The 24,530-nt window shown below is 57.6% G+C and carries 21 protein-coding genes and 1 other annotated feature; of the genes, 18 read left to right on the top strand and 3 right to left on the bottom strand.

Going from position 1 to position 24,530, the window contains the following annotated elements; all coding sequences use genetic code 11:
- Window positions 1–108: 108 nt before the first annotated feature.
- Together ACFFIY_RS11865 and ACFFIY_RS11860 are read left to right on the top strand one after the other, a co-directional pair.
- Window positions 109–1,920: an ATP-binding protein gene (locus ACFFIY_RS11865; protein WP_354194907.1), complete on the top strand. Its 1,812-nt coding sequence runs from the start codon at window positions 109–111 to the stop codon at window positions 1,918–1,920.
- 105 nt (window positions 1,921–2,025) lie between these two features.
- Window positions 2,026–2,796, top strand: a complete 771-nt coding sequence (locus tag ACFFIY_RS11860; protein ID WP_354194909.1) for a LysM peptidoglycan-binding and 3D domain-containing protein — start codon at window positions 2,026–2,028, stop codon at window positions 2,794–2,796.
- A gap of 67 nt (window positions 2,797–2,863) precedes the next feature.
- Here the strand turns inward: ACFFIY_RS11860 and ACFFIY_RS11855 are convergent, their stop codons facing one another.
- On the bottom strand, window positions 2,864–4,024 hold the full coding sequence (locus ACFFIY_RS11855; protein WP_354194911.1) for an MFS transporter: 1,161 nt from the start codon (window positions 4,022–4,024) through the stop codon (window positions 2,864–2,866).
- Between the two features lie 159 nt (window positions 4,025–4,183).
- On the opposite strand from ACFFIY_RS11855, the gene wrbA reads away from it, so the two are divergent.
- The 3 genes from wrbA (at window position 4,184) to argF (ending at window position 7,221) form a co-directional block, all read left to right on the top strand.
- Window positions 4,184–4,813 (top strand): NAD(P)H:quinone oxidoreductase, encoded by a 630-nt coding sequence (wrbA, locus tag ACFFIY_RS11850; protein ID WP_354194913.1) that lies wholly within the window; start codon window positions 4,184–4,186, stop codon window positions 4,811–4,813.
- A gap of 169 nt (window positions 4,814–4,982) precedes the next feature.
- On the top strand, window positions 4,983–6,068 hold the full coding sequence (locus ACFFIY_RS11845; RefSeq protein WP_354194915.1) for a M42 family metallopeptidase: 1,086 nt from the start codon (window positions 4,983–4,985) through the stop codon (window positions 6,066–6,068).
- 190 nt (window positions 6,069–6,258) lie between these two features.
- Complete coding sequence (gene argF, locus ACFFIY_RS11840) at window positions 6,259–7,221, top strand: ornithine carbamoyltransferase (protein ID WP_376837287.1); 963 nt, start codon at window positions 6,259–6,261, stop codon at window positions 7,219–7,221.
- A gap of 65 nt (window positions 7,222–7,286) precedes the next feature.
- Here the strand turns inward: argF and sspI are convergent, their stop codons facing one another.
- Complete coding sequence (sspI, locus tag ACFFIY_RS11835; protein WP_354194917.1) at window positions 7,287–7,505, bottom strand: small acid-soluble spore protein SspI; 219 nt, start codon at window positions 7,503–7,505, stop codon at window positions 7,287–7,289.
- A 109-nt stretch (window positions 7,506–7,614) separates the two neighbouring features.
- Here sspI and ACFFIY_RS11830 point away from each other — a divergent pair, with 109 nt between their 5' ends.
- The 3 genes from ACFFIY_RS11830 (at window position 7,615) to pheT (ending at window position 12,158) form a co-directional block, all read left to right on the top strand.
- A complete protein-coding gene (locus ACFFIY_RS11830) occupies window positions 7,615–8,376 on the top strand; it encodes a TrmH family RNA methyltransferase (protein ID WP_354194919.1) in 762 nt (253 codons plus the stop codon).
- 49 nt (window positions 8,377–8,425) lie between these two features.
- Window positions 8,426–8,653: a binding site (T-box leader), on the top strand.
- A gap of 42 nt (window positions 8,654–8,695) precedes the next feature.
- Window positions 8,696–9,733 (top strand): phenylalanine--tRNA ligase subunit alpha, encoded by a 1,038-nt coding sequence (gene pheS, locus ACFFIY_RS11825; RefSeq protein WP_354194921.1) that lies wholly within the window; start codon window positions 8,696–8,698, stop codon window positions 9,731–9,733.
- A gap of 13 nt (window positions 9,734–9,746) precedes the next feature.
- The gene (pheT, locus tag ACFFIY_RS11820) at window positions 9,747–12,158 is read left to right on the top strand and encodes a phenylalanine--tRNA ligase subunit beta (protein WP_354194923.1); all 2,412 of its coding nucleotides are present in this window, start codon (window positions 9,747–9,749) and stop codon (window positions 12,156–12,158) included.
- Between the two features lie 547 nt (window positions 12,159–12,705).
- Here the strand turns inward: pheT and rnhC are convergent.
- Entirely contained in the window at window positions 12,706–13,653 is a 948-nt protein-coding gene (gene rnhC / locus ACFFIY_RS11815; RefSeq protein WP_354194925.1) for a ribonuclease HIII, read from the bottom strand.
- 130 nt (window positions 13,654–13,783) lie between these two features.
- On the opposite strand from rnhC, the gene zapA reads away from it, so the two are divergent.
- The 10 genes from zapA to ACFFIY_RS11765 all read left to right on the top strand — a co-directional run bounded on the left by zapA (window position 13,784) and on the right by ACFFIY_RS11765 (window position 24,507).
- On the top strand, window positions 13,784–14,044 hold the full coding sequence (gene zapA / locus ACFFIY_RS11810; protein WP_354194927.1) for a cell division protein ZapA: 261 nt from the start codon (window positions 13,784–13,786) through the stop codon (window positions 14,042–14,044).
- Between the two features lie 5 nt (window positions 14,045–14,049).
- Window positions 14,050–14,589, top strand: a complete 540-nt coding sequence (locus ACFFIY_RS11805; protein ID WP_354194929.1) for a CvpA family protein — start codon at window positions 14,050–14,052, stop codon at window positions 14,587–14,589.
- Between the two features lie 50 nt (window positions 14,590–14,639).
- Complete coding sequence (gene polX / locus ACFFIY_RS11800) at window positions 14,640–16,343, top strand: DNA polymerase/3'-5' exonuclease PolX (protein ID WP_354194931.1); 1,704 nt, start codon at window positions 14,640–14,642, stop codon at window positions 16,341–16,343.
- A gap of 36 nt (window positions 16,344–16,379) precedes the next feature.
- Window positions 16,380–18,740, top strand: coding sequence for an endonuclease MutS2 (locus ACFFIY_RS11795; RefSeq protein WP_354194933.1), 2,361 nt, complete (start codon window positions 16,380–16,382; stop codon window positions 18,738–18,740).
- 117 nt (window positions 18,741–18,857) lie between these two features.
- Entirely contained in the window at window positions 18,858–19,271 is a 414-nt protein-coding gene (locus ACFFIY_RS11790) for a DUF350 domain-containing protein (RefSeq protein ID WP_354194935.1), read from the top strand.
- A 242-nt stretch (window positions 19,272–19,513) separates the two neighbouring features.
- Window positions 19,514–21,232 (top strand): long-chain-fatty-acid--CoA ligase, encoded by a 1,719-nt coding sequence (locus ACFFIY_RS11785; RefSeq protein WP_354194937.1) that lies wholly within the window; start codon window positions 19,514–19,516, stop codon window positions 21,230–21,232.
- Between the two features lie 90 nt (window positions 21,233–21,322).
- Entirely contained in the window at window positions 21,323–21,907 is a 585-nt protein-coding gene (fadR, locus tag ACFFIY_RS11780; RefSeq protein ID WP_354194939.1) for a fatty acid metabolism transcriptional regulator FadR, read from the top strand.
- A gap of 16 nt (window positions 21,908–21,923) precedes the next feature.
- Window positions 21,924–22,697, top strand: coding sequence for an enoyl-CoA hydratase (locus ACFFIY_RS11775; RefSeq protein WP_354194941.1), 774 nt, complete (start codon window positions 21,924–21,926; stop codon window positions 22,695–22,697).
- A 23-nt stretch (window positions 22,698–22,720) separates the two neighbouring features.
- Window positions 22,721–23,494, top strand: a complete 774-nt coding sequence (locus tag ACFFIY_RS11770) for an electron transfer flavoprotein subunit beta/FixA family protein (RefSeq protein ID WP_354194943.1) — start codon at window positions 22,721–22,723, stop codon at window positions 23,492–23,494.
- A 35-nt stretch (window positions 23,495–23,529) separates the two neighbouring features.
- The gene (locus ACFFIY_RS11765; protein ID WP_354194945.1) at window positions 23,530–24,507 is read left to right on the top strand and encodes an electron transfer flavoprotein subunit alpha/FixB family protein; all 978 of its coding nucleotides are present in this window, start codon (window positions 23,530–23,532) and stop codon (window positions 24,505–24,507) included.
- The last annotated feature ends 23 nt before the right edge of the window (window positions 24,508–24,530 follow it).

Raw genomic sequence — 24,530 nt, 5'->3', positions numbered from 1 at the left:
TTTATTAATTCTTGTATAATATTTATAATCTGAAAGTTCGATATTACTTTCGACGGATAGAGTGGGCAAAAAGACCCTGGCCATGTAAAAGGAAGCAGGTCGATAAACATGAAAAAATTGCCAGAGCAGTTGCAGTCCTGTCTTCAGAAGGGCACTGACGGGCTGCAATATTTCATGATTGACATAAACAAGGATCGCTACTGGTTCGTCATGCCGGACGGAGAGTTGTATACCGAGTCAACCACCGGCCTGAAAGGCATGTCGCTGGATGAATTCATGCACCGCGATGATCTCCCGCTCGTCCGAAAACGGCTGGTGGAAGCGGCTGCCGGAAAACCGTTCTCCCCGTTCACTTTCCGGATGGTCGAAAAGGGCTGGGATCCCTATTATGTGCGTGAATTGGTGTGTATGAAAGACGGGAAGTTCCTGGTGGGCCTGCATCCGATTACTCTGAACCCAAGGGGGATTGCGGCGCAGGAAAAGTTGTCTGTCTGGAGCAGTCCTTTTTTTGAATTGATGGAGGAAGCGGCGATCCTGACATTGACGGACGGTACGGTCATCAATGTCAACAATTCATTCGTCGAACTGTTCGGCTGGAGTGCGGCGGAGCTGCTCGGCAAGCCGGTTCCGATCGTGCCGGAGGAACTCAATCACGAATTTAAGGTGGGTCGCATGCGGCTGATTTCGGGAGAACGGATTTACAGGGTGGACTCGGTTCGGCTCCGAAAAGACGGGTCGCGGCTGCCCGTCCATATCCAAGCGTATCCCGTATACGATGAAGAAGGCAGGGTCAGTGCGTTTTTCGTTTTGTTTATTTCCCGGGATGCCTTGATGTCGAGCCGTTCACTGATTCATCTTCAGGAGCGGATCATCCGGGATCGCGACCAGCTGATCCTGGACATCATGAACAATGTCGACCTCGGCATCGCCCAGTATGACTGCATCCACGGGAATTTCATTTACCTGAATCCGGCCATGGGCAAACTGTTCGGACTTCCGCTGAATGATATCTATGCGGATCCCCGGTCACTTTGCCGGAACATGCTGCCGGAGGACCATGAAGCAGTCAAATCTTTTCTGCGCGGCCTGAAAAACGTGAGCAGCGAAATCGAATTCAGAATCCTGGACGCCGAGGAAGAGATCAAATGGGTGAGAACGAAGTTCATCCGGGCGGAGGACGACGGCGGAGAAACGGTGCGCCTCATCGGCTTCACACAGGACATCACCGAGCTGAAAAGAAGCGAACAGCTCACGCAAAAGTGGGAAAAGCTCGGCGTGGTCGGCAGACTGGCAGCGGGGATCGCCCACGAGGTGCGGAACCCCCTCACATCGGTGAAGGGATTCATCCAGCTGATGGGCGAGGGAAGCGACAGCCCGTTCACCGAGGTCATTCTGGACGAGCTCGGACGGATTGAGCTGATCATGGACGAGTTCCTCATGTTGGCCAAGCCGCATCAGGAAACGGAGATGATTGACCACGACTTGAATGACGTCCTGTACGAGGTGACTCGTCTTCTTCAGGCGGAAGCCCACATGTACGGCTGCAAAATCCGCTTCAGGAGAACAAAGAAAGCCGCCATTGTCCCGTGCGAGGCGAAGCAGATCAAGCAGGTCGTCATCAACATCGTCAAAAATGCGATCGAGGCGATGCCGGACGGCGGGATTATCCGGGTCAGCCTCACTTCGGATGAAGACACGGCGACCATCAGAATCAAAGACGAGGGGGTCGGCATCCCGGCCGATCGCATCCACCGTCTCGGTGAGCCGTTTTATTCGAACAAAGAAAAAGGAACGGGGCTTGGGCTGATGACCAGCTACAAGATCATCGAAAATCACGGCGGCACCATCCGTTTTTCCAGTACGGAAGGCGAAGGGACGACCGTTTCAATCGAACTGCCGGTCCTTTCTGCCAAGCTCTGATTGATAGTGTAATAGTTTTGTTTCCTGTTCTTCATCGTTTTGTCATGCTCCTGAAACATTAGGGTGGTAGAGTGGGTGTCGTTGAAGAAAGGAGACATCCAGTCTATGAAAAAAAGTTTGATCGCCCTGACTGCAGCACTTACATTCGGGGTTGGAGCAGGCACAGCCTCTGCAGCAGAACATACGGTAGCCACAGGAGACACGCTCTGGTCCATCTCGCAGGCAAATTCGGTCACGGTCGGACAATTGAAACAGTGGAACTCCCTTTCCTCTGATCTCATCCATCCAGGCGACGTTCTCGTGACTTCTGCGAATGAAGCATCGGCCACTCCGCAGAAGCCCGCAAAACAGCCAGTACAAGCATCGAAACCGGCTGCATCAGCCGCAACATATACAGTACAACGCGGAGACACGCTTTACAAAATCGCCACGGCACACCGCATGAGCGTCAACAACCTCATGGCGCTCAACGGGCTCGGCAGCTCGCTGATCCATCCCGGAGACCGCCTGAAAGTGTCCGGCACGGCCGTGAAGTCCGAAAGCACGACGGTTCAGACGAGCACACCGGCGCCTGCTCCGTCGGCAGCGCGTGAAATCACCGTCCGCTCCACGGCATACACCGCCTATTGCGGCGGCTGCTCCGGCGTGACGGCGACCGGCATCAACCTCCGCGCCAATCCGAACGCAAAAGTGATCGCGGTCGATCCTCGCGTCATTCCGCTCGGAACGAAAGTCTGGGTCGAAGGCTACGGCGAAGCGATCGCCGGCGATACGGGCGGCGCCATCAAAGGCAACCGCATCGACGTCTTCATCCCGAACAAAGGCCGTGCCCTCCAGTGGGGTTCGCGCACCGTGAAAGTGAAGATCCTCAACTGACTTTTCATGCATGACAAAAGCCACCCGGCAGGAATGAATTCCGCAGGGTGGCTTATTTTCGTTCTTGTCAGGAGGCTTCTCGTGCTTTGCGGACGCCGAACAATCCGGTGATCACGTAAAAGGCGACGGCCAGCATGACGAAGCCGGTCAGCAGGAACGCACCCTTGAAACCGATGTCAAGCAGCCCGATGAGCCCGGAGCCTGCCACGACCCCGATTGAGAAGAACGCATAGAAATATCCGTAAGCCTTCCCGCGGTGCTCCGCTTCTGTGGAATCGATGAGAAGCGAATTGATGGACGGGAAGAGGAACGCAAAACCCGATCCGTACAGCACCATGCTCCCGTACAGCGAGGAAATATCGTCTGATACAGACAACAGAAGCATGCTGCCGCCCATGACCGCCATGCCGAAAGCAAGCGTCTTCATCGGGCGCAGTTTGTCAAACAGCCGGTTCGTCGGGAGAACGAAAATGAGAATCGCCACCAGGCCGAACACGCTGAGCAGCATTCCGCTCGTTTTCGTGTCAAAGTCGAGCGCCTCCACCTTCAGCGGCAGGACGAGCGCCAGCACGCCCTGGGAGAACATGAGGAAGAACGCGCCGGCAAATGCCCTCATCACTCCGGGATTACTGAACAGATTGTGTACCGGATAATGGGTTCCGCCTGATTCACCGCCTGATTGTCGCTTGGCGGCATTGCTGCGAAGAAACACGATGGCCAAAATGGCCAAGACGAGCATGACGGCGCCGTTTGCGGTCATGATGAACGTCGCGCCGGTTTTTGATGCGAGAATTCCGCTGACTGCAGGCCCCGCGATGGCGGCCAGTCCGACAAACGCTCCGGAAAGGGCGACTTTGCGGCCGCGCTTGGAGCCTTCCGCCCGGTTGGCGATGAACGTGAAGGCAGCCGGAACGATCAGCCCTTCCATGAAGCCGTGCACAACCCGCACCGCGAGAAGCGTTTCCGGATTGCCTGCGAACCCGTAGAGGAACAGGGCGCCCGCCGACAGAAACAATGCGGTGATGAGCACGAGGAACGGGCCACGCCGGTCTGTGACGAAGCCGGAGATGACGTTGCCGACCGTGTTGGCGAACGAATAGATTCCGACGACCAGTCCGGTGACAAACGGCGTCGCCCCGAGCGCCAGCGCATGGGGGCTCATGATCGGCAACTGGCTGAACAAGTCGTAGAATGAGAAAAACACAATCAGGTAAACGAAATATTGCATGTTGACGCTCCATTTCATAGATGAGTTACTTTGGACCTGTCTTAAATGTACCATCATCACGGGAGGCAGTCACGGGGAATGGGATCATGTTTAGCCCTCGGCCGGGACGGTAATGATAGTAGAGTACAGCTTTTATCTCGAATTAAAGGGAGTGTTCACTTGGAAAAGGTAAAACTGGCGGTCATCCACTACAGTTCCACGGGTACGAACCACCGTTTGGCGCACTGGGCAGGTGAAGCGGCTGAGGAAGCCGGAGCAGAAGTGAAAGTGCTGAAAGTCGCAGAAACGGCACCTGAATCGGCGATTGCCTCGAACCCTCTCTGGAAAAAGCATTGGGAAGCGACAAAAGACGAACCGGAGGCGAAGCCGGAAGACCTCGAGTGGGCGGACGCCGTCATCTTCAGCTCGCCGACCCGCTACGGCAGCAAGCCGGTGCAGCTCCAGCAATTCTTCGACATGACCGGCGGACTCTGGGCACAGGGCAAGCTCGCGAACAAAGTCATGAGCGCCATGTCGTCCGCGCAGAATCCCCACGGCGGCCAGGAAGCGACCATCCTGTCGATCTATACGTCGCTCTTCCACTGGGGTGCCATCATCGCAGCCCCCGGGTACACGGACGCGGCGGTGTTCGGCGCCGGAGGCAACCCCTATGGTACGAGTGTTTCCGTCGACCAGGACGGGAACATGATCGAGGAAGAGGAAAAGATCCAGGCGGCGGTCCGCCACCAGGCGAAGCGGACAGTGGAAGTGGCTTCCTGGGTGAAAAACGGGAAATCCGGCGGCTCCTGACCGGCATGCGACTGACTCCTGCGGGGGTCTTTTTTTATTCGAAAATTGAGGGAAAGAGCGGATTGGGGCCGGTTGTGGTTGGCTCCGAAGCTTAACGAAATGTTTTGAAAAGGGCAATCGGTTCCTCTATAATGAATAAGGTCAGCAAATGATTAGGAGGTCGAAATAAATGGCGCAGCTTGATGAACAGCTTCACATGCTCAAAGACCTGACGGATGCGAAAGGCATCCCGGGCAATGAACGCGAAGTCCGAGAAGTGATGAAGAGATATATCGAACCGCTCGCGGATTCCATCGAATACGACGGCATCGGTTCGCTCATTGCCGAGAAAAAGGGCGGGGAAGGCCCGCGTGTCATGGTGGCCGGCCACCTCGATGAAGTCGGTTTCATGATCTCCAAGATCGACGACAAAGGGTTCCTCAGCTTCCAGACGGTCGGCGGCTGGTGGTCTCAGGTGATGCTCGCACAGCGTGTCACGATCGTTACGCGCGAAGGAAAGGAATTGACCGGCGTCATCGGTTCCAAGCCTCCGCATATCCTGACGGCAGAAGCCCGCAAAAAGCCGGTGGACATCAAAGACATGTTCATCGATATCGGGGCTTCCTCAAAGGATGAGGCCATGGAATGGGGCGTGCGTCCCGGCGACATGGCGGTGCCGTATTTTGAGTTTACCGTCATGAACAACCCCGACCTTCTCCTCGCCAAAGCGTGGGACAACCGGATCGGCTGCGCCATCGCCATCGACGTGCTCAAGGGGCTCAAGGGCGAGTCGCACCCGAACTCCGTATTCGGTGTCGGGGCGGTCCAGGAAGAGATCGGCCTGCGCGGATCCGGAACGGCAGCGACGAAAGTGAAGCCGGACATCGGATTCGCCGTTGACGTCGGCATTGCCGGCGATACGCCGGGCGTGTCGTCGAAGGAAGCGGAAGGCAAACTGGGCAAAGGCCCGCAGATCGTCTTGTATGACGCTTCGATGGTGTCGCACAAAGGCCTGCGCGACCTTGTCGTCGATACCGCGGAAGAACACGGGATTCCGTATCAGTTCGAGCTGATCCCGGGAGGCGGCACGGACGCCGGCTCGATCCATCTGGCAAACGAGGGCGTCCCGTCGCTCGCCATCTGCATCCCGAGCCGTTACATCCACAGCCATGCGGCGATGCTCCATAAGAAAGATTATGAAAATGCCGTGAAGCTTTTGATTGAAGTCATCAAGAAACTGGATGCAGAAACAGTGGAGCGGATTACGTTCGGCTGAACCGCAGCCGCCCCTGGAGTCTAACTAGACTCCCGGGGCGGTTTTTTCGTTCGTGGCCGAACTCTGCAAGCGAATCTCTCCGCCGGCATCAAGCCGAATTGATGCGAAAGTCGCATTGGTTTCCCCTTGCGTTAATATTCATGATTATGTATAATCATACAACAACGACAATGATGGAAGGGGCGTTTACATGTTCATGACGGGAATGCAGGAGATGACGCTGGTGGAAAGCCTGAAGGGGGAGGACCTTCTGACGCTTGCCGAACTGAAGACGGAGGAAGTGGAGGGCCTGGTGGAGCTCGGCTTCGTGCTGAAGAAGCTGGCGAAGGAAGGACGCTACCCGAAACTGCTCGCGGGAAAGATCCTCGGCATGATCTTTGAAAAGCATTCGACCCGCACACGGATTTCTTTTGAATCCGGCATGATCCAGCTCGGCGGCCATGCGATGTTCATGAATTCACGTGACCTCCAGATCGGCCGCGGGGAGACGGTGAAAGACACGGCGCACGTGTTGTCCGGCTATCTGGATGCGATCATGATCCGCGCCAACAAACATACGATGGTGCAGGAGCTGGCCGACGAGGCGGCGATCCCGGTGATCAACGGGCTGACCGATATTTATCATCCTTGCCAGGCGCTTGCCGACCTGCTGACGATCCGCGAAGTGAAGGGCGGACTGAAAGGGCGCAAGATCGCCTATGTCGGGGACGGCAACAATGTCGCCCACTCGCTGATCCTCGCCGCTGCGCACACCGGCATGGAAGTTTCCGCAGCCACCCCCGAAGGCTACGAACCGTCGCCGGACGTGATGGAAGCGGCCACCGCGCTTGCCGGGAAATCAGGCGGCCATGTCGCCTGGACTTCCGAGCCGGCAGAAGCCGTGAAGGGGGCCGACGCCATTTATACGGATGTCTGGACGAGCATGGGCCAGGAAGAGGAAACAACGCAGCGCCTGGAAGCGTTCAAAGGCTTCATGGTCGACGATGAAATGGCCGCGCTTGCCAAGCCGGATTACATGTTCCTTCACTGCCTGCCGGCGCACCGAGGAGAGGAAGTGTCGGCTTCGGTCATCGACGGACCGAATTCACACGTGTTCCGACAGGCTGAAAACCGCCTGCATGCACAGAAAGCCGTGCTGGCGTCGATTTTGTAAGAGACCGCTTGAAAGGGCCGTCCGGCGTTTGCCGGGCGGCCCTTTTGGGACTCCTGTTGTTCAATTCACTGTACTTTGTTTCCGAAAACCGTTTCCAGTTCAGACGTGATCTTGGTCTTCTCCGCCTGATCCGCCTGCTGCCAGTACTTTTCGAAAAACACGCCGAGTCCCGGCAGGAGATGTTCTTCCCCGCGGGCAATCGCGTCGTCGATCACCCCGCGGATATCCTGTGCGGAGTTGCCGGTCATGTTCGCCGTGATGGCATCGCGAATTTGAAAATTCATTTTGATCACCCTCCTTCGCGCATCCTGTCCGTTTCGCTCGCCGGCTATACATCGCATTTGATAAACTGGGTTTATTCAAAAACGAAGGAACGAGAAGGTGGCGGACACATTGAAACGGATTGAATCACCCCAGAATTCGCTCGTCAAGCATTGGAAGAAGCTTGTGAACACAAGGAAAGAGCGGGACAAAACCGGCGAATTCCTCGTTGAAGGCGCACATCTCGCAGAGGAGGCGCTCAAACGGGAAGGCGCCGTGCTGGCCCTCATTTTTCGGGAAGGGACCGATCTTCCGGGCCATTGGAACACGGAAAACACGGAACTGATCGAAATCACCCCGGCCGTGGAAAAAGAAATCACCGACACCGAGCACCCTCAGGGGATATATGCCCAGTGCAAGACCCCTGAATACGGGGCGGACGAAATGAACGGATGGAGGTCACTGCTTCTGGTCGACGCCGTCCAGGATCCCGGCAACATCGGGACGATGATCCGAACGGCGGACGCCGCGGGCATCGATGCGGTTCTACTCGGGAAGGGATGCGCTGATCCGTTCGCGCCGAAAACGGTCCGGTCGGGGCAAGGATCCCACTTCCATATCCCGGTCGTCCGGGCAGACCTGAACGAAGAAATCGGCCGCCTCAGGCAGGCGGGCGTGCCGGTGTACGGGACGGCGCTTGAAGAGGCCTTCCCGTTTGACGAGCCCGGGCGGAGCGACACCTTTGCGCTTCTCGTCGGCAATGAAGGCAGCGGCGTCGATCCGGAGCTCCTGTCGCAGGCGGACCGCCGTCTCATGATTCCGATCCGGGGAAAGGCCGAGTCGCTGAACGTCGCAGTCGCGGCGGGGATCCTCCTGTATGCGCTGAAATCATAAAACGGCTTGCCCGGCAGAAGCGGTTCGGCTATACTTGGGAATGAATAATCGAAAAACAATGAGCGGGAAGAGTAGACGTCCCATCCGCCCCAGGGAGCCGGCGCCCAGACTGAAAGCGCCGGCGGCCGGATGCCGTTGAAGTTCACCCCGCTAGTTGCCGCCGGGACCAGCTGCTGCTGTAAAGGCGGGCCGGCGCACAGCCGTTATCCTGTTTGAGTGGCCGTATCCATTGATGCGGCAATCAGGGTGGTACCGCGAATTCAGCCTCGTCCCTTTTTGGGGGACGGGGTTTTTATTTTTTTTGAAGGGAGCAAACAACATGGAGCAGCAACTGAACCAACTGAAAGACGAGGCGCTCTCGGCGATCCGATCGGCCGACAGCGTCAAGTCGCTGAACGACATCCGGGTCAAGTATCTCGGCAAGAAAGGTCCGATCACCGATCTGCTGAAAGGCATGGGCAAACTGCCTGCCGAAGAACGGCCGAAAATGGGGGCACTCGTCAATGAAGTGCGCGGCGAAGTGACCGAGGTGCTCGAAGGGCGAATGGCGGTGCTTGAAGAAGAAGCCGTCGCCCGGAAATTGGAAGCCGAAGCGATCGACGCGACGCTTCCGGGCACCCCGGCGAAGACGGGCAATCATCATCCGCTCACCCGCATCGTCGAGGAGATCGAAGACTTCTTCATTTCAATGGGCTACGAAGTGGCGGAAGGGCCGGAAGTCGAGAAGGATTACTACAACTTCGAAGCGCTGAACCTGCCGAAAGGTCATCCGGCGCGCGACATGCAGGATTCGTTCTACATCACGGAAGATGTGCTGCTGCGCACCCATACTTCCCCCGTCCAGGCGCGGACGATGGAAGCCAAGGAAGGAAAGCCGTTTCGCATCATCTGTCCGGGCAAGGTGTACCGCCGGGACAACGATGATGCCACGCACTCCCATCAATTCACGCAGATTGAAGGCCTAGTTGTCGGCGAAGGGATCCGGATGAGCGACCTGAAGGGGACGCTGGACCGGTTCGCAAAGAAAATGTTCGGTGAAGACCGGGAAATCCGTCTCCGTCCGAGTTACTTCCCGTTCACGGAACCGTCCGTTGAAATGGACATTTCCTGCTTCAAATGCGGCGGTTCGGGCTGCAATGTGTGCAAGGGGACCGGCTGGATCGAAATCCTCGGCGCGGGGATGGTTCATCCGAATGTCCTGCGCATGGGCGGCTACGATCCGGACACCGTGAGCGGCTTCGCGTTCGGCATGGGTCCAGAGCGGATTGCCATGCTGAAATACGGCATCGACGACATCCGTCATTTCTACACGGACGACATCCGTTTCATCGCCCAGTTCCACCGGGCGGAAGGCTGAGGAGGGTTTTAAAATGAAGGTATCATTGAACTGGCTGAATGATTATGTGGACATCGGCGGTGTGGAACCTGCTGAACTGGCAGAGAAGATCACCCGCTCCGGAATCGAAGTCGACGATGTGGACAACCGGTCGGAAGGCCTGAAAAACATCGTCGTCGGCTATGTGAAAGAATGCGGCAAGCACCCGCAGGCGGACAAACTGAATGTCTGCCAAGTGGACGTCGGCGAAGTAGAACCCGTTCAGATCATCTGCGGGGCGCCGAATGTCGCGGCGGGGCAGCATGTGGTCGTCGCGCGTCCGGGTGCGCGTCTTCCCGGCGGCGTCAAGATCAAGAAGGCGAAGCTCCGCGGGGAAGAGTCCCACGGGATGATCTGCTCGCTGCAGGAACTCGGCTTTGACGGAAAAGTCGTGCCGAAGAAATATGCGGACGGCATTTATGTGCTGCCTGAGGACGCCCCGCCGGGAGAAGATGCCCTGCCGATCCTCGGACTTGACGACACGGTCCTGGAATTTGACCTGACCCCGAACCGCGCGGATGCGCTCAGCATGCTCGGCGTGGCCTATGAGGCCGGCGCCATCCTGTCTCAGGAAGTCAAGCTGCCGGATACATCCCACAGCGAAGTCGCAGAGCCGGCATCGGATCTGCTGAAGCTCCGTGTGGATGCGCCGGAAGCCGACCCGCTGTACGCCGCAAAAGTAGTCCGCAACGTGAAGGTGGGCGAGTCCCCGGAATGGCTGAAGGCGCGCCTCATGGCGTCCGGCGTCCGTCCGCTCAACAACATCGTTGACATCACGAACTATGTGCTGCTGGAATACGGCCAGCCGCTGCACGCATTTGACTATGACCGGCTCGGCACAGGAGAAATCGTCGTCCGGCATGCGGCAGAAGGCGAGCTGATCGAAACGCTCGACGGCACCGAGCGCAAGCTGAAGGCCCATCATCTGCTCATCACGAACGGCCGAGAACCGGTCGCGATCGCCGGCGTCATGGGCGGCGCGAATTCCGAGGTGCATGAAGGCACCAAAACCGTCGTCATCGAGGCCGCCTGGTTCGATCCCGCTTCCGTTCGCCGGACATCCCGCGACCTTGGTCTCCGAAGCGATGCCAGCACGCGCTTCGAAAAGGGAGTGGATCCGAACCGGGTGATCGAAGCCGGCGAACGGGCTGCCGCACTCATGGAAGAACTGGCGGGCGGGGAAGTGCTCTCCGGAACCGTCTTGTTCGACGAACTCGGCAAAGAGCCGCTGCGCGTCACGGTCTCCCCCGACTTCATCAACGAACGGCTCGGCATGAAAATCCCGTTTGAAGACATGGAAGGGATTTTGCAGCGCCTTCAGTTCCCGTACGAAGCGGTGAACGGCCTGTTCGTCATCGATGCACCGACGAGAAGGCGGGACATCGCCATTCCGGAAGACATCGTCGAGGAAATCGCCCGTCTCTACGGCTACGATGAAATTCCGAAGACGCTTCCGGTCGCCGAATCTGTTCCTGGCGGGCTGAATCCGTACCAGGCGAAGCGGCGCATCGTCCGCCGGTTCCTTGAAGGGGCCGGGCTTTACCAGGCGATCACGTATTCCCTCACTTCTGCGGAATCCGCACAGAAATTCGCGCTGGAAACGGCGCCGGAGACGAAACTGCTCATGCCGATGAGCGAAGACCGGAGCACGCTCCGTCAAAGCCTGCTGCCGCACCTGCTTGAAGCGGTCACATACAATGTCGCCCGCCAGAACGGCTCGGTCGCGCTGTATGAGACCGGATCCGTGTTCCTCGGAGAAGGCGCAGACGGGCTGCCGGCCGAAGTGGAGCATGCCGCCGTCGCGATCACCGGTGAGTGGTCGGGAAGCGACTGGCAGGGAAGCAGCCGCCCGGCAGACTTCTATGCGGTCAAGGGGATCGTCGAAGGCCTGATGGACATGCTCGGACTGACCGCCCGCCTGTCGTTCCGAAAAGGAGAAATGGACGGCCTGCATCCCGGCCGGACCGCGGACATCCTGCTCGACGGAGAACGGGTCGGCGTCATCGGCCAGCTCCACCCGACCGAACAAAAGGCGCGTGACCTGAAAGACACCGTCGTCGCCGAACTGAACCTGCAGGCCGTCCTGACCCGTGAAACTGAGCCGCTCATTTATTCGCCGGTTCCGAAATTCCCGTCGATCAGCCGTGATGTGGCCCTCGTCATGCCGAGAGCCGCGGAAGCCGGAACACTGGAGGCCGCCATCCGCTCAAGCGCCGGCAGCCTGCTGAAGGAAGTGCATGTGTTCGACGTTTATGAAGGAGATAAGATGGATGAAGGCATGAAGTCGATCGCCTTCTCGCTTACTTATCAAAATCCGGAACGCACGCTCACCGACGAAGAAGTGACCGAAGCACACAGCCGCGTGATTGCGGCACTCGAAGCCGAAGGCGCACGCGTCCGCAGCTGAGTTAATCGAAAAAGGCGAGATTGCACCCAATTAATGGGCTGCAACCTCGCCTTTTGTCGTGTGGGAAAAGCGGTGTTGGAGCGAATGTCGGGATAGGGGCGATGAATGTCGGGATAGAGGCGCCGAATGTCGGGATGGGACCGGCGAATGTCGGGATTGCGCCGTTGAATGTCGGGATGGGACCCGTGCCGGGTTGAATGTCGGGATAGAGGCGCCGAATGTCGGGATCGGACCGGCGAATGTCGGGATTGCGCCGTTGAATGTCGGGATGGGACCCGTGCCGTGGTGAATGTCGGGATAGAGGCGCCGAATGTCGGGATCGGACCGGCGAATGTCGGGATTGCGCCGTTGAATGTCGGGATGGGAAGCGTGCCGTGGTGAATGTCGGGATAGAGGCGCCGAATGTCGGGATTGCGCTGTTGAATGTCGGGATAGGAACCGCTCCGTGGTGAATGTCGCGATAGGATCCGCGCCGTGGTGAATGCTCCTTCCATTCTCAGGAAATAAACAAGAGCCAACACGATGTGTCGGCTCAGGATGGATCTTTTCACCGGCCGCGCTTTTTTGAAGCGAGGGCGGCGGCTTTGTTCGTATTGGCAAAATGTTTTTTCGTGATGGAAGCGAGGAAGTCGTCTCCCTTCGCAAGAAGGATCTTTGCGGCGGCTTCGTCAACCGGTTTTCCGGCTCCTTTCGGCAGGGTGACGCCGGCCTCTTCGCTCAGCCGGTCCATTTCCTCGAGAAACGCCACGCGGGCGAGGATGGAGGCGCAGGCGACCGAGGCGTGGAGATTCTCCGCCTTTGTTGAAAACAGCACGTTCTCCCGCACGATGTCCTGTTCGCCGCTGATGTGGCGGTAGTAGATGCCGCGTTCGGCGAACTGGTCGATCAGGATGTAATCCGGTTTTCGCCCGTCCAGCTTCCGCAGCACATGCCGGATCGCCTGGTTGTGCAGGAGCGCCTTGATCTTGCCCTGTGACCAGCCCTTCGCCTGGACGGTGTTGTATTTGCCGTTTGGCAGCACGAGCACGCTGTTCGGAAAAGCTGCCTTGATCTGAGGCCCGATCCGGCGCATCAGCGGATCCGTAAGCATTTTGGAGTCCTTGACGCCGAGCTCTTCGGCAAGCGCAATTCCTTCGGCCGGCACATAGCACGCCGCCACCGTCACCGGGCCGAAGAAATCTCCTGTGCCCGTTTCGTCCGATCCGATGACAGACATTCTGGCAAGGCCGTCCGGCAGGCGGTCGCCCTTGGCCGAAGACTTCGGCTTGGCGGAAGGGCCGGCAACCGCACCCCCGGAAGTCCATTTGGCGGCTTCGGCAGCGCCGGCGGCCCCCTGGAACATCACCTTGCCGGATTTATAGGCGGTGATCGATGTCCCGCCCGTCTTTGCGGCGAACACGACTCCCGGGGCATTGCGCACCACTTTTGAACCCTCATAATGGTCGATCAGTTTTTTCATCTGCACGGCGTCCATCACTATGACTGTATTTGACATATCCTCATCCTTCCGTCCTGTGCAGATCCGGCCGGTCCGGGAAAAGGGCAAAGGGCCGTTTTCCGTCCTACACATTGAATCTGCTTTCATGGTATTATGGTGTATAGGATTTTTCAAGGAGGTGGCGGGAGTGACTGAACCGGAAAAAATCCGTGTGGCCGTTGAAATCTATGGCCAGACATACCAGATGGTCGGAACGGAGAGCAGCAGCCATATGCGTCTTGTCGCTTCGCTGGTGGACGACATGATGCGCGATATCTCCTCGAAAAATCGGTCGCTCGATACAACAAAGATTGCCGTACTGACGGCGGTGAACACAGTGAACGATGCCATTAAGCTGAAAGAGCGCATCGAGGAGCTGGAAAACGAACTGAAATTGCTGAAGGGTTGACGCGAATGCTCGATTTAATCATTGTTTTTGTCCTGCTCGGAGGACTGATCACCGGTTTCAAGCGGGGCCTGATCGTCCAGCTCATACATATGGTCAGCTTCATCGTCGCGCTCATCGTGGCTTGGGCCTACTACAAGCCGCTCGCCGATAAATTTGTCCTGTGGGTCCCGTACCCGGCGGTGGAGGCCGGAAACTCCCTGAAGATCGCCTTCGGGACCATCGATTTCGACCAGACGTTCTATCGCCTGCTCGCTTTCGTCTTCATCTTCCTGGCGGTGAAGCTCGTGCTTCAGCTGCTGGCGTCGATGCTCGACTTCCTGAAGTATCTGCCGGTCCTCGGATCGGTCAACGCCTTCACGGGAGCCGCGCTCGGATTCGTGGAGTTTTACCTGATCCTCTTTTTCCTGCTCTACGTGTTCGCCATGCTGCCGATCGGCTTCGTGCAGGACAGGATCGGCTCATCGGTCCTTGCCGGTGCCATCCTGAAACATACGCCGCTTATTTCCGAAGCGGTGAAAAACTGGTGGTACATCTACCTGAAATGAGCTTCCCTCCCGCGAGGGGAGCTTTTTAGCCGAAAGGGGAGGTTTTCGACATGAACAAGAAAATCATCATCCATACGCTGGAAGACATCGCACTGCACATGGAGCTGCTCGGGGAAAACCCGTTCAAGGTCGCGGCGTTCAGGAAAGCGGCGGGCGTCCTGGAGCAGGATCCGAGAAGCCTTTCCGAAATGGAGGATATCCTGTCACTCAAAGGCATCGGGAAAGGGACAGGTGCCGTGATCACCGACCTGTTGGAAAAAGGGGAATCCGATCTGCTGGCTGAGCTGCGGGAAGAAGTGCCGGACGGGCTGATCCCCCTGCTCAAGATCCCGGGTCTCGGCGGCAAGAAGATCGCCAAGCTGCACAAGGAACTCGGGATTGATTCGGCCGAGTCGCTGAAGGCGGCCTGCGAGTCAGGAGAAGTGAGCAGGCTGTCGGGCTTCGGCAAAAAGACCGAGGAGAAACTGCTGGCGGAACTGGAGACATTCGGGCAGCGGCCGGACAAGCTTCCGCACTGGGAGCTGGAATCGGTTGTCCATATGATTGAAAATGTGTTGCACGCCATCCCGGAGGCGGAGCGGTTCCTCGTCACGGGGAGCTACCGCAGGATGGCCGAGATGAGCAGCGACCTGGACTTCATCGTCGTCACAAAGCTGCCGGACCGCGTGACAGAAGGGCTCATGAACTCGCTGCCCGTCCTGGAGACGGTTGCCTCCGGAGACACGAAGCTGTCCGTCACGCTCGACGCGGAAAACCCCGTCGACGTTGATTTTCGCTTTGTCGCCGCAGAGCAGTTCGCGAGCGCCATCCACCACTTCACCGGCTCGAAGGACCACAATGTCCGCATGCGCCAGCTGGCCAAGGAACGCGGGGAGAAGATCAGCGAGTATGGTGTGGAGCAGGAAGACGGATCCGTTCTGACCTTTGATTCGGAAAAAGCGTTCTTCGCCCACTTCGGCCTGCCGTTCTTCCCGCCGACCGTCAGAAAAGACGGCACGGAACTGGAGCGCACGGCCGAACTGGACGGCCTCATCCGGCTTGACGACATCCGCTCAGACCTTCATATGCACACCGTCTGGTCGGACGGAGCGGAGTCGGTGAAGGAAATGGCGGAAGCCTGCCGGAAGCGGGGATACAGCCATATGGTCATCACGGACCATACGCACTACCTGAAAGTCGCAAACGGCCTGACGCCGGAACGCCTCCGGGAGCAGATCAGGGAAATCCGGGCGGTCGACGCGGAGATCGACGGCATCACCGTCCTCTGCGGGACCGAAATGGACATTCTGCCGGACGCGACGCTGGATTTTGATGATGAACTGCTGGCGGAGCTGGACTTCGTCATCGCCTCCATCCACTCCAACTTCAGCCAGCCGCTGGAAAAAATCATGGAGCGGCTGCACGCGGCGATCTCGAATCCGCACGTCGACATGATCGCCCACCCGACGGGCCGCATCATCGGCAGGCGGGAAGGATATTCGCCGGATTTGGAACAGCTGATCGAATGGACGGCCGAATACGGCAAAATCTTGGAGCTGAACGCCAATCCGTACCGCCTTGACCTGGCGGAGGAATGGCTGGTGCTGGCACAGGAGAAAGGCGTTCCGGTCGCGATCAACACCGATGCGCACAGCACCGGCCAGCTGGGCTATATGGAAACCGGTGTCCGGTACGCGCAGCGTGCATGGATGAACCGGGATAATATCGTCAATACGTGGACACTGGAGCGGTTCCTTGATCACCTGAAAGGCTGACGGGCGCCGCACCATGCAAGAAAGGAAGTGGAGCCGATGGACCCTCGAGTCCTGAGAACGCTCGAATTTGATAAAATCCGCGACGATGTGTCGGGCCACTGCACTTCCGTCCTCGGCAGAAGCCGGATTGCCGATCTCGCCCCGTCCGGCGAAATCGGTGAAGTGACGGCGCTTCTGGAAGAGACGGACGAGGCCCTCGCCATCTACCGCATCCGCGGCAACGTGCCGATGGGGGGACTGTTCGACATCCGGCCCTATGCAAAACGTGCACAGGCCGGAGGGGTGCTCGGTGCAACGGAACTCATGGAAACGGCAAGCTCGATCCGTGCCGGCCGGATCCTGAGACAGTTCCTTGAGGTCATCGGGGAAGAGGGAGAGATTGAAATCCCGCTCTTCCTCGCCAAAAAAGAGGAGATGCCGGTCCTGACGGCGCTTGAGCATGAGATCAACGCATGCATCGATGACAACGGAAAAGTGCTCGACAGCGCATCTTCCGCCCTGCGGTCGATCCGCCAGCAACTGCGAGCCCAGGAAGGACGCGTCCGGGACAAGCTCGAGCAATACACCCGGAACAACGCCAAAATGCTGTCTGACGCGATCGTGACGATCCGCAACGACCGATATGTGATCCCGGTGAAGCAGGAATACCGGACCCATTTCGGGGGCATTGTCCACGACCAGTCTTCCTCCGGCCAGACTTTGTTCATCGAACCGGATGCGGTCGTCCAGGCGAACAACGAAATCCGCAGACTGAAGATGAAGGAACATGAAGAGATTGAACGGATTCTCCGGGTGCTCTCCGAACAGGTACAGGAGCATGCCCGAGAGCTGTTCATCCTCATCCGGATTCTCGGCGACATGGATGCGGTCCTCGCGAAGGCGAAGTACGGGATGGCCGAAAAGGCGACGATCCCGTCCGTGAACGATGAAGGCTACATCCGGCTCGTGAAGGCACGGCACCCGCTCATTCCAAGGGAAGAAGCGGTGACGAACACGATCGAATTCGGAAGGGACACGACCGCAATCGTCATCACCGGACCGAACACGGGCGGCAAGACCGTCACGCTGAAAACGGTCGGCCTCTGCACACTCATGGCCCAGGCGGGGCTGCCCATCCCGGTTCTTGAAGGATCCGAAACGGCCGTTTTCGATGAAGTGTTTGCCGATATCGGTGATGAACAGTCGATCGAACAGAGTCTGAGCACATTTTCCTCCCACATGGTGAATATCGTCGGGATCCTCGGCCGCTTTGACGACCGGTCACTGGTCCTGTTTGACGAGCTCGGTTCCGGGACCGATCCCCAGGAAGGGGCGGCGCTCGCGATTGCCATCCTTGACGAAGTGCACGGCAGGGGCGCCCGCGTCATGGCGACGACCCACTATCCGGAGCTGAAGGCCTACGGCTATAACCGTCCGGGCGTCGTCAATGCCAGCGTCGAATTCGACGTGGAGACGCTCAGCCCGACGTACCGGCTGCTGATCGGCGTGCCGGGGCGGAGCAACGCGTTTGAGATCTCCCAGCGACTCGGGCTCCCGGCGCACATCATCCGCCACGCCAAGACATTCACGGGCGAGGACCGCCATGAAGTGGAAACGATGATCACATCGCTCGAGGCAAGCCGTGTCCAGGCGGAGAAAGATGCCGAAGAAACGGCAAGGGTCCTCCGGGAATCCGAAAGTCTCAGAGAACAGCTGGAAACCCGGCTGTCGGAGTATGAGTCGAAAAAAGACTTGCTCGAAGACAAGGCAAGGGAAAAGGCAAAGCGGATCGTGGAAGACGCACGCCGGGAAGCGGAAGCTGTCATTTCCGAACTGCGGGCGTTGCGATTGAATGCCGGTGCACAGGTGAAGGAACACGAACTCATCGACGCGAAAAAGCGGCTTGAAGGGGCAGCGCCTCAGGAGCAGCTCCGCAAAAAGGCGAAATCCGGTGCCAAGCCGGCGAAACACGAACTCCAGGCCGGCGACGAGGTCAAGGTGATCAGCTACGGCCAAAAAGGAACCCTGATCGAAAAGGCGTCAGGCGAAGAGTGGCTTGTCCAGATCGGAATCCTGAAAATGCGCCTGCACGAAACCGACCTGGAGTGGGTGAAACCAGAAAAACAAAAAGAAACGGTCACCGTCACAAATGTACGCGGCCGTTCCGGAGACGGCGTCAGACTGGAACTGGACCTCCGCGGCGAGCGCTATGAAGACGCCATCCGCAGGACCGAGAAGTACATCGACGATGCCCTGCTCGCCAATTATCCGCGCGTTTCGATCATCCACGGCAAGGGAACCGGCGCGCTTCGGGAAGGGATCCAGAAATACCTCCGCCGCCACTCCCGCGTCAAGAGCTTCCGCTTCGGCGAAGCCGGCGAGGGCGGCTACGGCGTCACCGTGGTTGAGCTGAAGTAAGGCAATGCATGCGGAACGCATCCGGCCAACGTTGAAAACAAAACAATTGAGGAAACTTGAAACCTTCCCGGCGCTCCCGCCGTATAAGTAGACTAAAACGGCAAAGGAGCCAACTGTATGCTGCTATCCGGCTTTTGGACTCATCCGCTCGTGGAAGCTGCGGGCTATTTCAGTGTCACCGTCCTCTGTCTCATCGTGGCGATGGTGGTGTTCGAACTCGTCACCAAGTACAAAAACTGGGAAGAAATCCAGAACGGCAATATGGCGGTGGCCCTTGCGACCGGCGGCAAGATCTTCGGGGTCGCCAACATTTTCCGCCATTCGATCCAGCAGCATTCGACGCTTCCGGAAATGCTGCTGTGGGGACTGTTCGGATTTTTCCTGCTCATCATGGCTTATTGGCTTTTTGAATTCCTTACTCCGAAGTTTCATATAGATAAGGAAATCGGCGACGACAACCGGGCGGTGGGATTCATTTCATTCATCATCTCGGTCGGTCTCAGCTTTGTCATCGGTGCGAGCATCACCTGACACCTTGACGGACGCGGAGGACGATCGAAAGGCGGTCAATCAAATTGGATATGGTCAAACTGGCAAAACTGCTGCTGCTGTTCTGCGCCGGCTTCATCATCGTCGGCATCTGGTGGCTGTTTTTCAAATAGGAAGCGCGGAATTTCCGCGCTTTTTATATGGAGGGATTGAAAGCGCCTTCAGGTTCGTGTATTCTTAAAATAGGAATATTCTAACGATTGAAGGGAGAAAGGGGTTAGATCATGACGGCAAAACCATGGCTTAAGAACTACCCGGAGGCAATCCCGCCGGTGGTCGACATTCCGGACGAGCCGATCCAGACGGGCCTCATCCGGTCGGCCGAACGCTACCCGGATAAAGTCGCCATCCATTTTCTCGGCAGGGAAGTGACGTACGGGGAACTGTATGAGTCGGCGTTGAAATTCGGCAACTATTTGCGTGGCCTCGGTGTGAAAAAAGGCGACCGTGTCGCAATCATGCTGCCGAACTGTCCGCAGAATGTCATCGCCTTCTACGGGATCCTGTTCTCGGGAGGAATCGTCGTTCAGACGAACCCGCTGTACACCGAAAAGGAACTGGCCTACCAGATGAAGGATTCGGGCGCCAAAGTGATCGTCGGCCTGGACATCCTGTATCCGAGGATCGCCCGCATCATCGGGGAGACAGAGCTTGAACAGGTGATCATCACGGGCATCAAAGACTATCTGCCTTTCCCGAAAAACCTTCTTTACCCGTTCGTGCAGCGCAAGGAGTACGGCATGACGGTCAAAGTCGAGCACAGGGGCCGCAATCATCTGTTTACCGAAGCGATCAAGCGTTCCAAGGCGGAGCCGATCGCGCTTGACCAGCCGGATCCGGAAGATGTGGCGCTTCTCCAGTACACGGGCGGCACGACCGGTTCCCCGAAGGGCGTCATGCTCACCCACCGAAACCTCATGGCGAACACGAAAATGTGCGATGCGTGGATGTACAAGTGCACGCCGGGCGAAGAAACGATTCTCGGCATCCTGCCATTCTTCCATGTGTACGGAATGACGACCGTCCTTGTCCTCGGCGTCACGCAAGCGAACAAAATGGTGCTTGTGCCGAAGTTCGACCCGGAAACCGTGCTCAAGCTCATCGACAAGCAGTCGCCGACCCTGTTCCCGGGCGCGCCGACCATCTACATCGGCCTGCTCAACCATCCGGATATCGGCAAATACGATCTTTCTTCGATCAAGGCCTGCCTGAGCGGATCCGCACCGCTGCCGGTGGACATCCAGGAAAAGTTCGAAACCATCACAAAAGGCAAGCTGGTCGAAGGATACGGGCTGTCCGAAACCTCCCCGGTCACCCACGCCAACCTCATCTGGGACGGGGAGCGAAAACGGGGATCGATCGGCATTCCGTGGCCGAACACCGAAGCTGCCGTGTTCAGAAACGGAACGGCGGAGCCGCTTGGCACCGGAGAAATCGGGGAAATCGCCGTCAAGGGGCCGCAGGTGATGAAAGGGTACTGGAACCGGCCCGAAGAAACAGAGGCGACCCTGAAGGACGGATGGCTTCTCACCGGGGACCTCGGCTATATGGATGAGGACGGATACTTCTATATCGTGGACCGCAAGAAAGACATGATCATCGCTAGCGGGTATAATGTGTATCCGAGAGACATCGAAGAAGTGCTCTATGAGCATCCGGACATCATGGAATGCGTGGTTGCCGGCGTGCCGGATCCCTACCGGGGGGAAACCGTCAAGGCGTATATTGTCTTGAAACCGGGCCGGCAGGTGACGGAAAAGGAGCTCAACGAGTATTGCCGAAAGCACCTCGCTTCTTACAAAGTGCCAAGGCTGTATGAGTTCCGCGACGAGCTGCCGAAAACGGCGGTCGGAAAGATCCTGCGCCGCAAGCTCGTGGATGAAGAAAAAAAGAAGCTGGAAGATGAAAAATCAGCACACGGAGAAGAAATCGTCGGCTCCTGAGAGTGCTTGACAGACACGCATATGCAGTCTAATATAGAAATATGAATGAACCATCATTCATATTTCTTTTTTTATTTGGTGGTGGAATCTTTGAAGCGGAACAAACCGAAATACAAACAAATCGTGGACGCCGCCGTTGTCGTGATTGCGGAAAACGGCTACCATCAGGCACAGGTTTCCAAGATTGCCAAGCAGGCGGGCGTTGCGGACGGAACGATCTATCTTTATTTCAAAAACAAAGAAGATATCCTCGTTTCGGTGTTCCGCGAGAAGATGTCGATCTTCGTGGAAAACCTGCAGAAGATCCTGGGAGCGGATGTGTCTTCCGAGGAGAAGCTGTACCGGATGATCGAAAATCACTTCCGGGTGCTTCACTCTGACCATCACCTGGCGATCGTCACCCAGCTCGAACTGCGCCAGTCCAACAAGGATCTGCGGCACGAGATCAACAATGTGCTCAAGGATTACCTGGCTCTCCTCGACCGGATTCTGGCCGAAGGGATTGAGCAGGGGGAGTTCGAGAAAGGGATGGATATCCGGCTGGCCCGCCAGATGGTATTTGGCACCATGGATGAAATTATCACTTCATGGGTGATGAATGATCAGAAATATGATTTAATGAAACTGGCGCCGAATGTACATAGGCTGCTCATGAAAGGCATGAAAGCCGACTGAAGGGGATGAGATTCGGATGGAATTCCTGAAGGTGGAGAAGAAGGACGGGCTGGCGATCGCCGCAATCACGCGGCCGCCGGCGAATGCGCTTTCACGGGGACTGATCCGTGAAATCGGGGAACTTCTGGATGAGGTTGAGCAAGATTCCGATGTCCGGGTGATTGTCCTGCACGGGGAAGGTCGTTTTTTCTCGGCGGGCGCGGACATCAAAGAATTTACGGAAGTCGAATCGGGCGAGGCGTTCACCCGCCTGTCCGAAAACGGCCAGCAGACGTTCGAGCGGCTTGAGAATTTTCCTAAGCCGGTCATCGCGGCCATCCACGGTGCGGCGCTCGGCGGAGGGCTTGAGCTTGCGATGGCCTGCCACATGCGCTTCGTCACGAGCGGCGCAAAGCTCGGCCTGCCCGAGCTTTCTCTGGGACTGATCCCGGGCTTCGCGGGCACGCAGCGCCTGCCGAGGTACGTCGGACCGGCGAAAGCCGCGGAAATGATGCTGACGGCAGAGCCAATCACGGGCGAGGACGCTGTCGGATGGGGACTCGCAAACCGGGCATTCGGCGAAGAAGAACTGCTCGGCGAAACGCTCAAGACGGCGCGCAAGATCGCCGGCATGAGCCCGGTGTCCGTGCGGGCGGCACTTCGCATGATCCAATACGGCAAGCATGCCGGCTTCCGGGACGGCGTGAAGGCGGAAGCCGAATCGTTCGGGGAAGTGTTCGGATCGGAAGACGCCAAAGAAGGCATTTCCGCATTCCTTGAAAAGCGGAAGCCCGAATTCAAAGGGAAGTAAACATTCGAAGGGGAGGATGGAACATGAACATCTACGCACTGGTGAAACGGACGTTCGACACGGAGGAGAAAATCTCCGTACAGAATGGTGGAATTGCAGAAGACGGGGCGGAATTCATCATCAACCCGTATGACGAATATGCGGTCGAAGAAGCGATCCGCGTGCGCGACGAGCACGGCGGCGAAGTCACGGTCCTGACGCTCGGCGGAGAAGACGCCGAAAAGCAGCTCCGCACGGCACTTGCCATGGGGGCGGACAAAGCCGTTCTCATCGACACGGAAGACGACCTCGATGACATGGACGAGTTCACGGCGGCAGCGATCATCGCCGAATACCTCAAAGACAAGGATGCGGACCTTATCCTGGCCGGCAACGTGGCCATCGACGGCGGGTCCGGACAGGTCGGTCCGCGCGTGGCGGAACTTCTCGGCATCAACTATGTCACGACCATCACCGAGCTGAAGATCGACGGGGAAAAAGCGAACATCGTCCGCGACGTCGAAGGCGACTCGGAAACGATCGAAGCGGAACTGCCGCTGCTCGTGACGGCTCAGCAGGGCCTGAACGACCCTCGCTACCCTTCGCTGCCGGGCATCATGAAAGCGAAGAAGAAGCCGCTCGAGGAGCTTGAGCTCGATGATCTTGACATCGAAGAAGATGACGTGGAACCGAAAACAGAGCGCATTGAAATCTTCCTCCCGCCTGAAAAGGCTGCGGGGCGGATCCTTGAAGGAGAGCTTCAGGACCAGGTGAAAGAACTGGTCGAGCTTCTCCGCACCGAAGCGAAAGTCATCTGATCTGAACCGTACTATTCGAATCAGGAGGGGTAATTATGTCCAATAAAGTGATTGTACTAGGGGAAGTGCGCGACGGCGCATTGCGAAATGTTTCGTTTGAAGCCATCGGTGCCGCAAAAACAGTGGCCGGCGGCGGTGAAATCGTCGGTGTCCTCATCGGCGACGATGTGCAGGGCGTGGCACAGGAAATGAGCGCATACGGCGCAGACCGCGTCGTCACTGTCGAGCACCCGCACCTCAAACACTATACTTCCGACGGCTTCGGCCAGGCGTTCATGGCCGTCCATGAGCAGGAGCAGCCGGACGTGATTGTCTTCGGCCATACGGCGCAGGGGAAAGACCTGTCGCCGAAAATCGCGGCCAAACTCCAGAGCGGACTCGTTTCCGACGTAACGGAAATCGAAGGCGAAGGAGAAGATGCGATCTTCATCCGTCCGATTTATTCCGGCAAGGCATTTGAAAAAGTGAAGATCAATGAAGGACCGGTCTTCTTCACGATCCGCCCGAACAACATCGCGTCGCCTGAAAAAGACGACAGCCGTTCCGGCGATGTGTCGTCCGTCTCCGCGGATATCCAGAACCTCCGTTCCGTCGTCAAAGACGTGGTCACGAAGGCCACGGACGGCGTCGACATGTCCGAAGCGAAAGTCATCGTCGCGGGCGGCCGCGGCGTCAAAGGCCCTGAAGGCTTTGAGCCGCTCAAAGATCTCGCCGACCTGCTCGGCGGTGCGATCGGCGCTTCCCGAGGCGCATGCGATGCCGACTACTGCGATTATTCGCTTCAGATCGGACAGACCGGGAAGGTCGTCACGCCGGATCTGTACATCGCTGCAGGCATTTCCGGTGCCATCCAGCACTTGGCCGGAATGTCGAACTCGAAAGTCATCGTCGCAATCAACAAAGATCCGGAAGCCAACATCTTCAAGGTGGCGGACTACGGCATCGTGGGCGACCTGTTCGAAGTCGTTCCGATGATGATTGAAGAGATCAAGAAAACAAAAGTGAATGCATGATTGGGACGGCCCCCGGGTATGGA

It is taken from the genome of Bhargavaea ullalensis (assembly GCF_042432615.1).
Lineage (GTDB): Bacteria > Bacillota > Bacilli > Bacillales_A > Planococcaceae > Bhargavaea > Bhargavaea ullalensis.
The sequence above is the reverse complement of the archived record's forward strand: the minus strand, read 5'-3'. Positions and strand labels throughout refer to the sequence as shown.

Bases quoted from the DNA above. Each gene is read 5' to 3' on its own strand.
- argF (WP_376837287.1), top strand. From the start codon at position 6,259: ATGTTCATGACGGGAATGCAGGAGATGACGCTGGTGGAAAGCCTGAAG.
- ACFFIY_RS11865 (WP_354194907.1), top strand. From the start codon at position 109: ATGAAAAAATTGCCAGAGCAGTTGCAGTCCTGTCTTCAGAAGGGCACT.
- rnhC (WP_354194925.1), bottom strand. From the start codon at position 13,653: ATGTCAAATACAGTCATAGTGATGGACGCCGTGCAGATGAAAAAACTG.
- ACFFIY_RS11770 (WP_354194943.1), top strand. From the start codon at position 22,721: ATGAACATCTACGCACTGGTGAAACGGACGTTCGACACGGAGGAGAAA.
- polX (WP_354194931.1), top strand. From the start codon at position 14,640: ATGAACAAGAAAATCATCATCCATACGCTGGAAGACATCGCACTGCAC.
- pheS (WP_354194921.1), top strand. From the start codon at position 8,696: ATGGAGCAGCAACTGAACCAACTGAAAGACGAGGCGCTCTCGGCGATC.
- ACFFIY_RS11785 (WP_354194937.1), top strand. From the start codon at position 19,514: ATGACGGCAAAACCATGGCTTAAGAACTACCCGGAGGCAATCCCGCCG.
- pheT (WP_354194923.1), top strand. From the start codon at position 9,747: ATGAAGGTATCATTGAACTGGCTGAATGATTATGTGGACATCGGCGGT.
- ACFFIY_RS11765 (WP_354194945.1), top strand. From the start codon at position 23,530: ATGTCCAATAAAGTGATTGTACTAGGGGAAGTGCGCGACGGCGCATTG.
- ACFFIY_RS11795 (WP_354194933.1), top strand. From the start codon at position 16,380: ATGGACCCTCGAGTCCTGAGAACGCTCGAATTTGATAAAATCCGCGAC.
- ACFFIY_RS11775 (WP_354194941.1), top strand. From the start codon at position 21,924: ATGGAATTCCTGAAGGTGGAGAAGAAGGACGGGCTGGCGATCGCCGCA.
- sspI (WP_354194917.1), bottom strand. From the start codon at position 7,505: ATGAATTTTCAAATTCGCGATGCCATCACGGCGAACATGACCGGCAAC.
- ACFFIY_RS11855 (WP_354194911.1), bottom strand. From the start codon at position 4,024: ATGCAATATTTCGTTTACCTGATTGTGTTTTTCTCATTCTACGACTTG.
- ACFFIY_RS11845 (WP_354194915.1), top strand. From the start codon at position 4,983: ATGGCGCAGCTTGATGAACAGCTTCACATGCTCAAAGACCTGACGGAT.
- ACFFIY_RS11805 (WP_354194929.1), top strand. From the start codon at position 14,050: ATGCTCGATTTAATCATTGTTTTTGTCCTGCTCGGAGGACTGATCACC.
- ACFFIY_RS11860 (WP_354194909.1), top strand. From the start codon at position 2,026: ATGAAAAAAAGTTTGATCGCCCTGACTGCAGCACTTACATTCGGGGTT.
- ACFFIY_RS11790 (WP_354194935.1), top strand. From the start codon at position 18,858: ATGCTGCTATCCGGCTTTTGGACTCATCCGCTCGTGGAAGCTGCGGGC.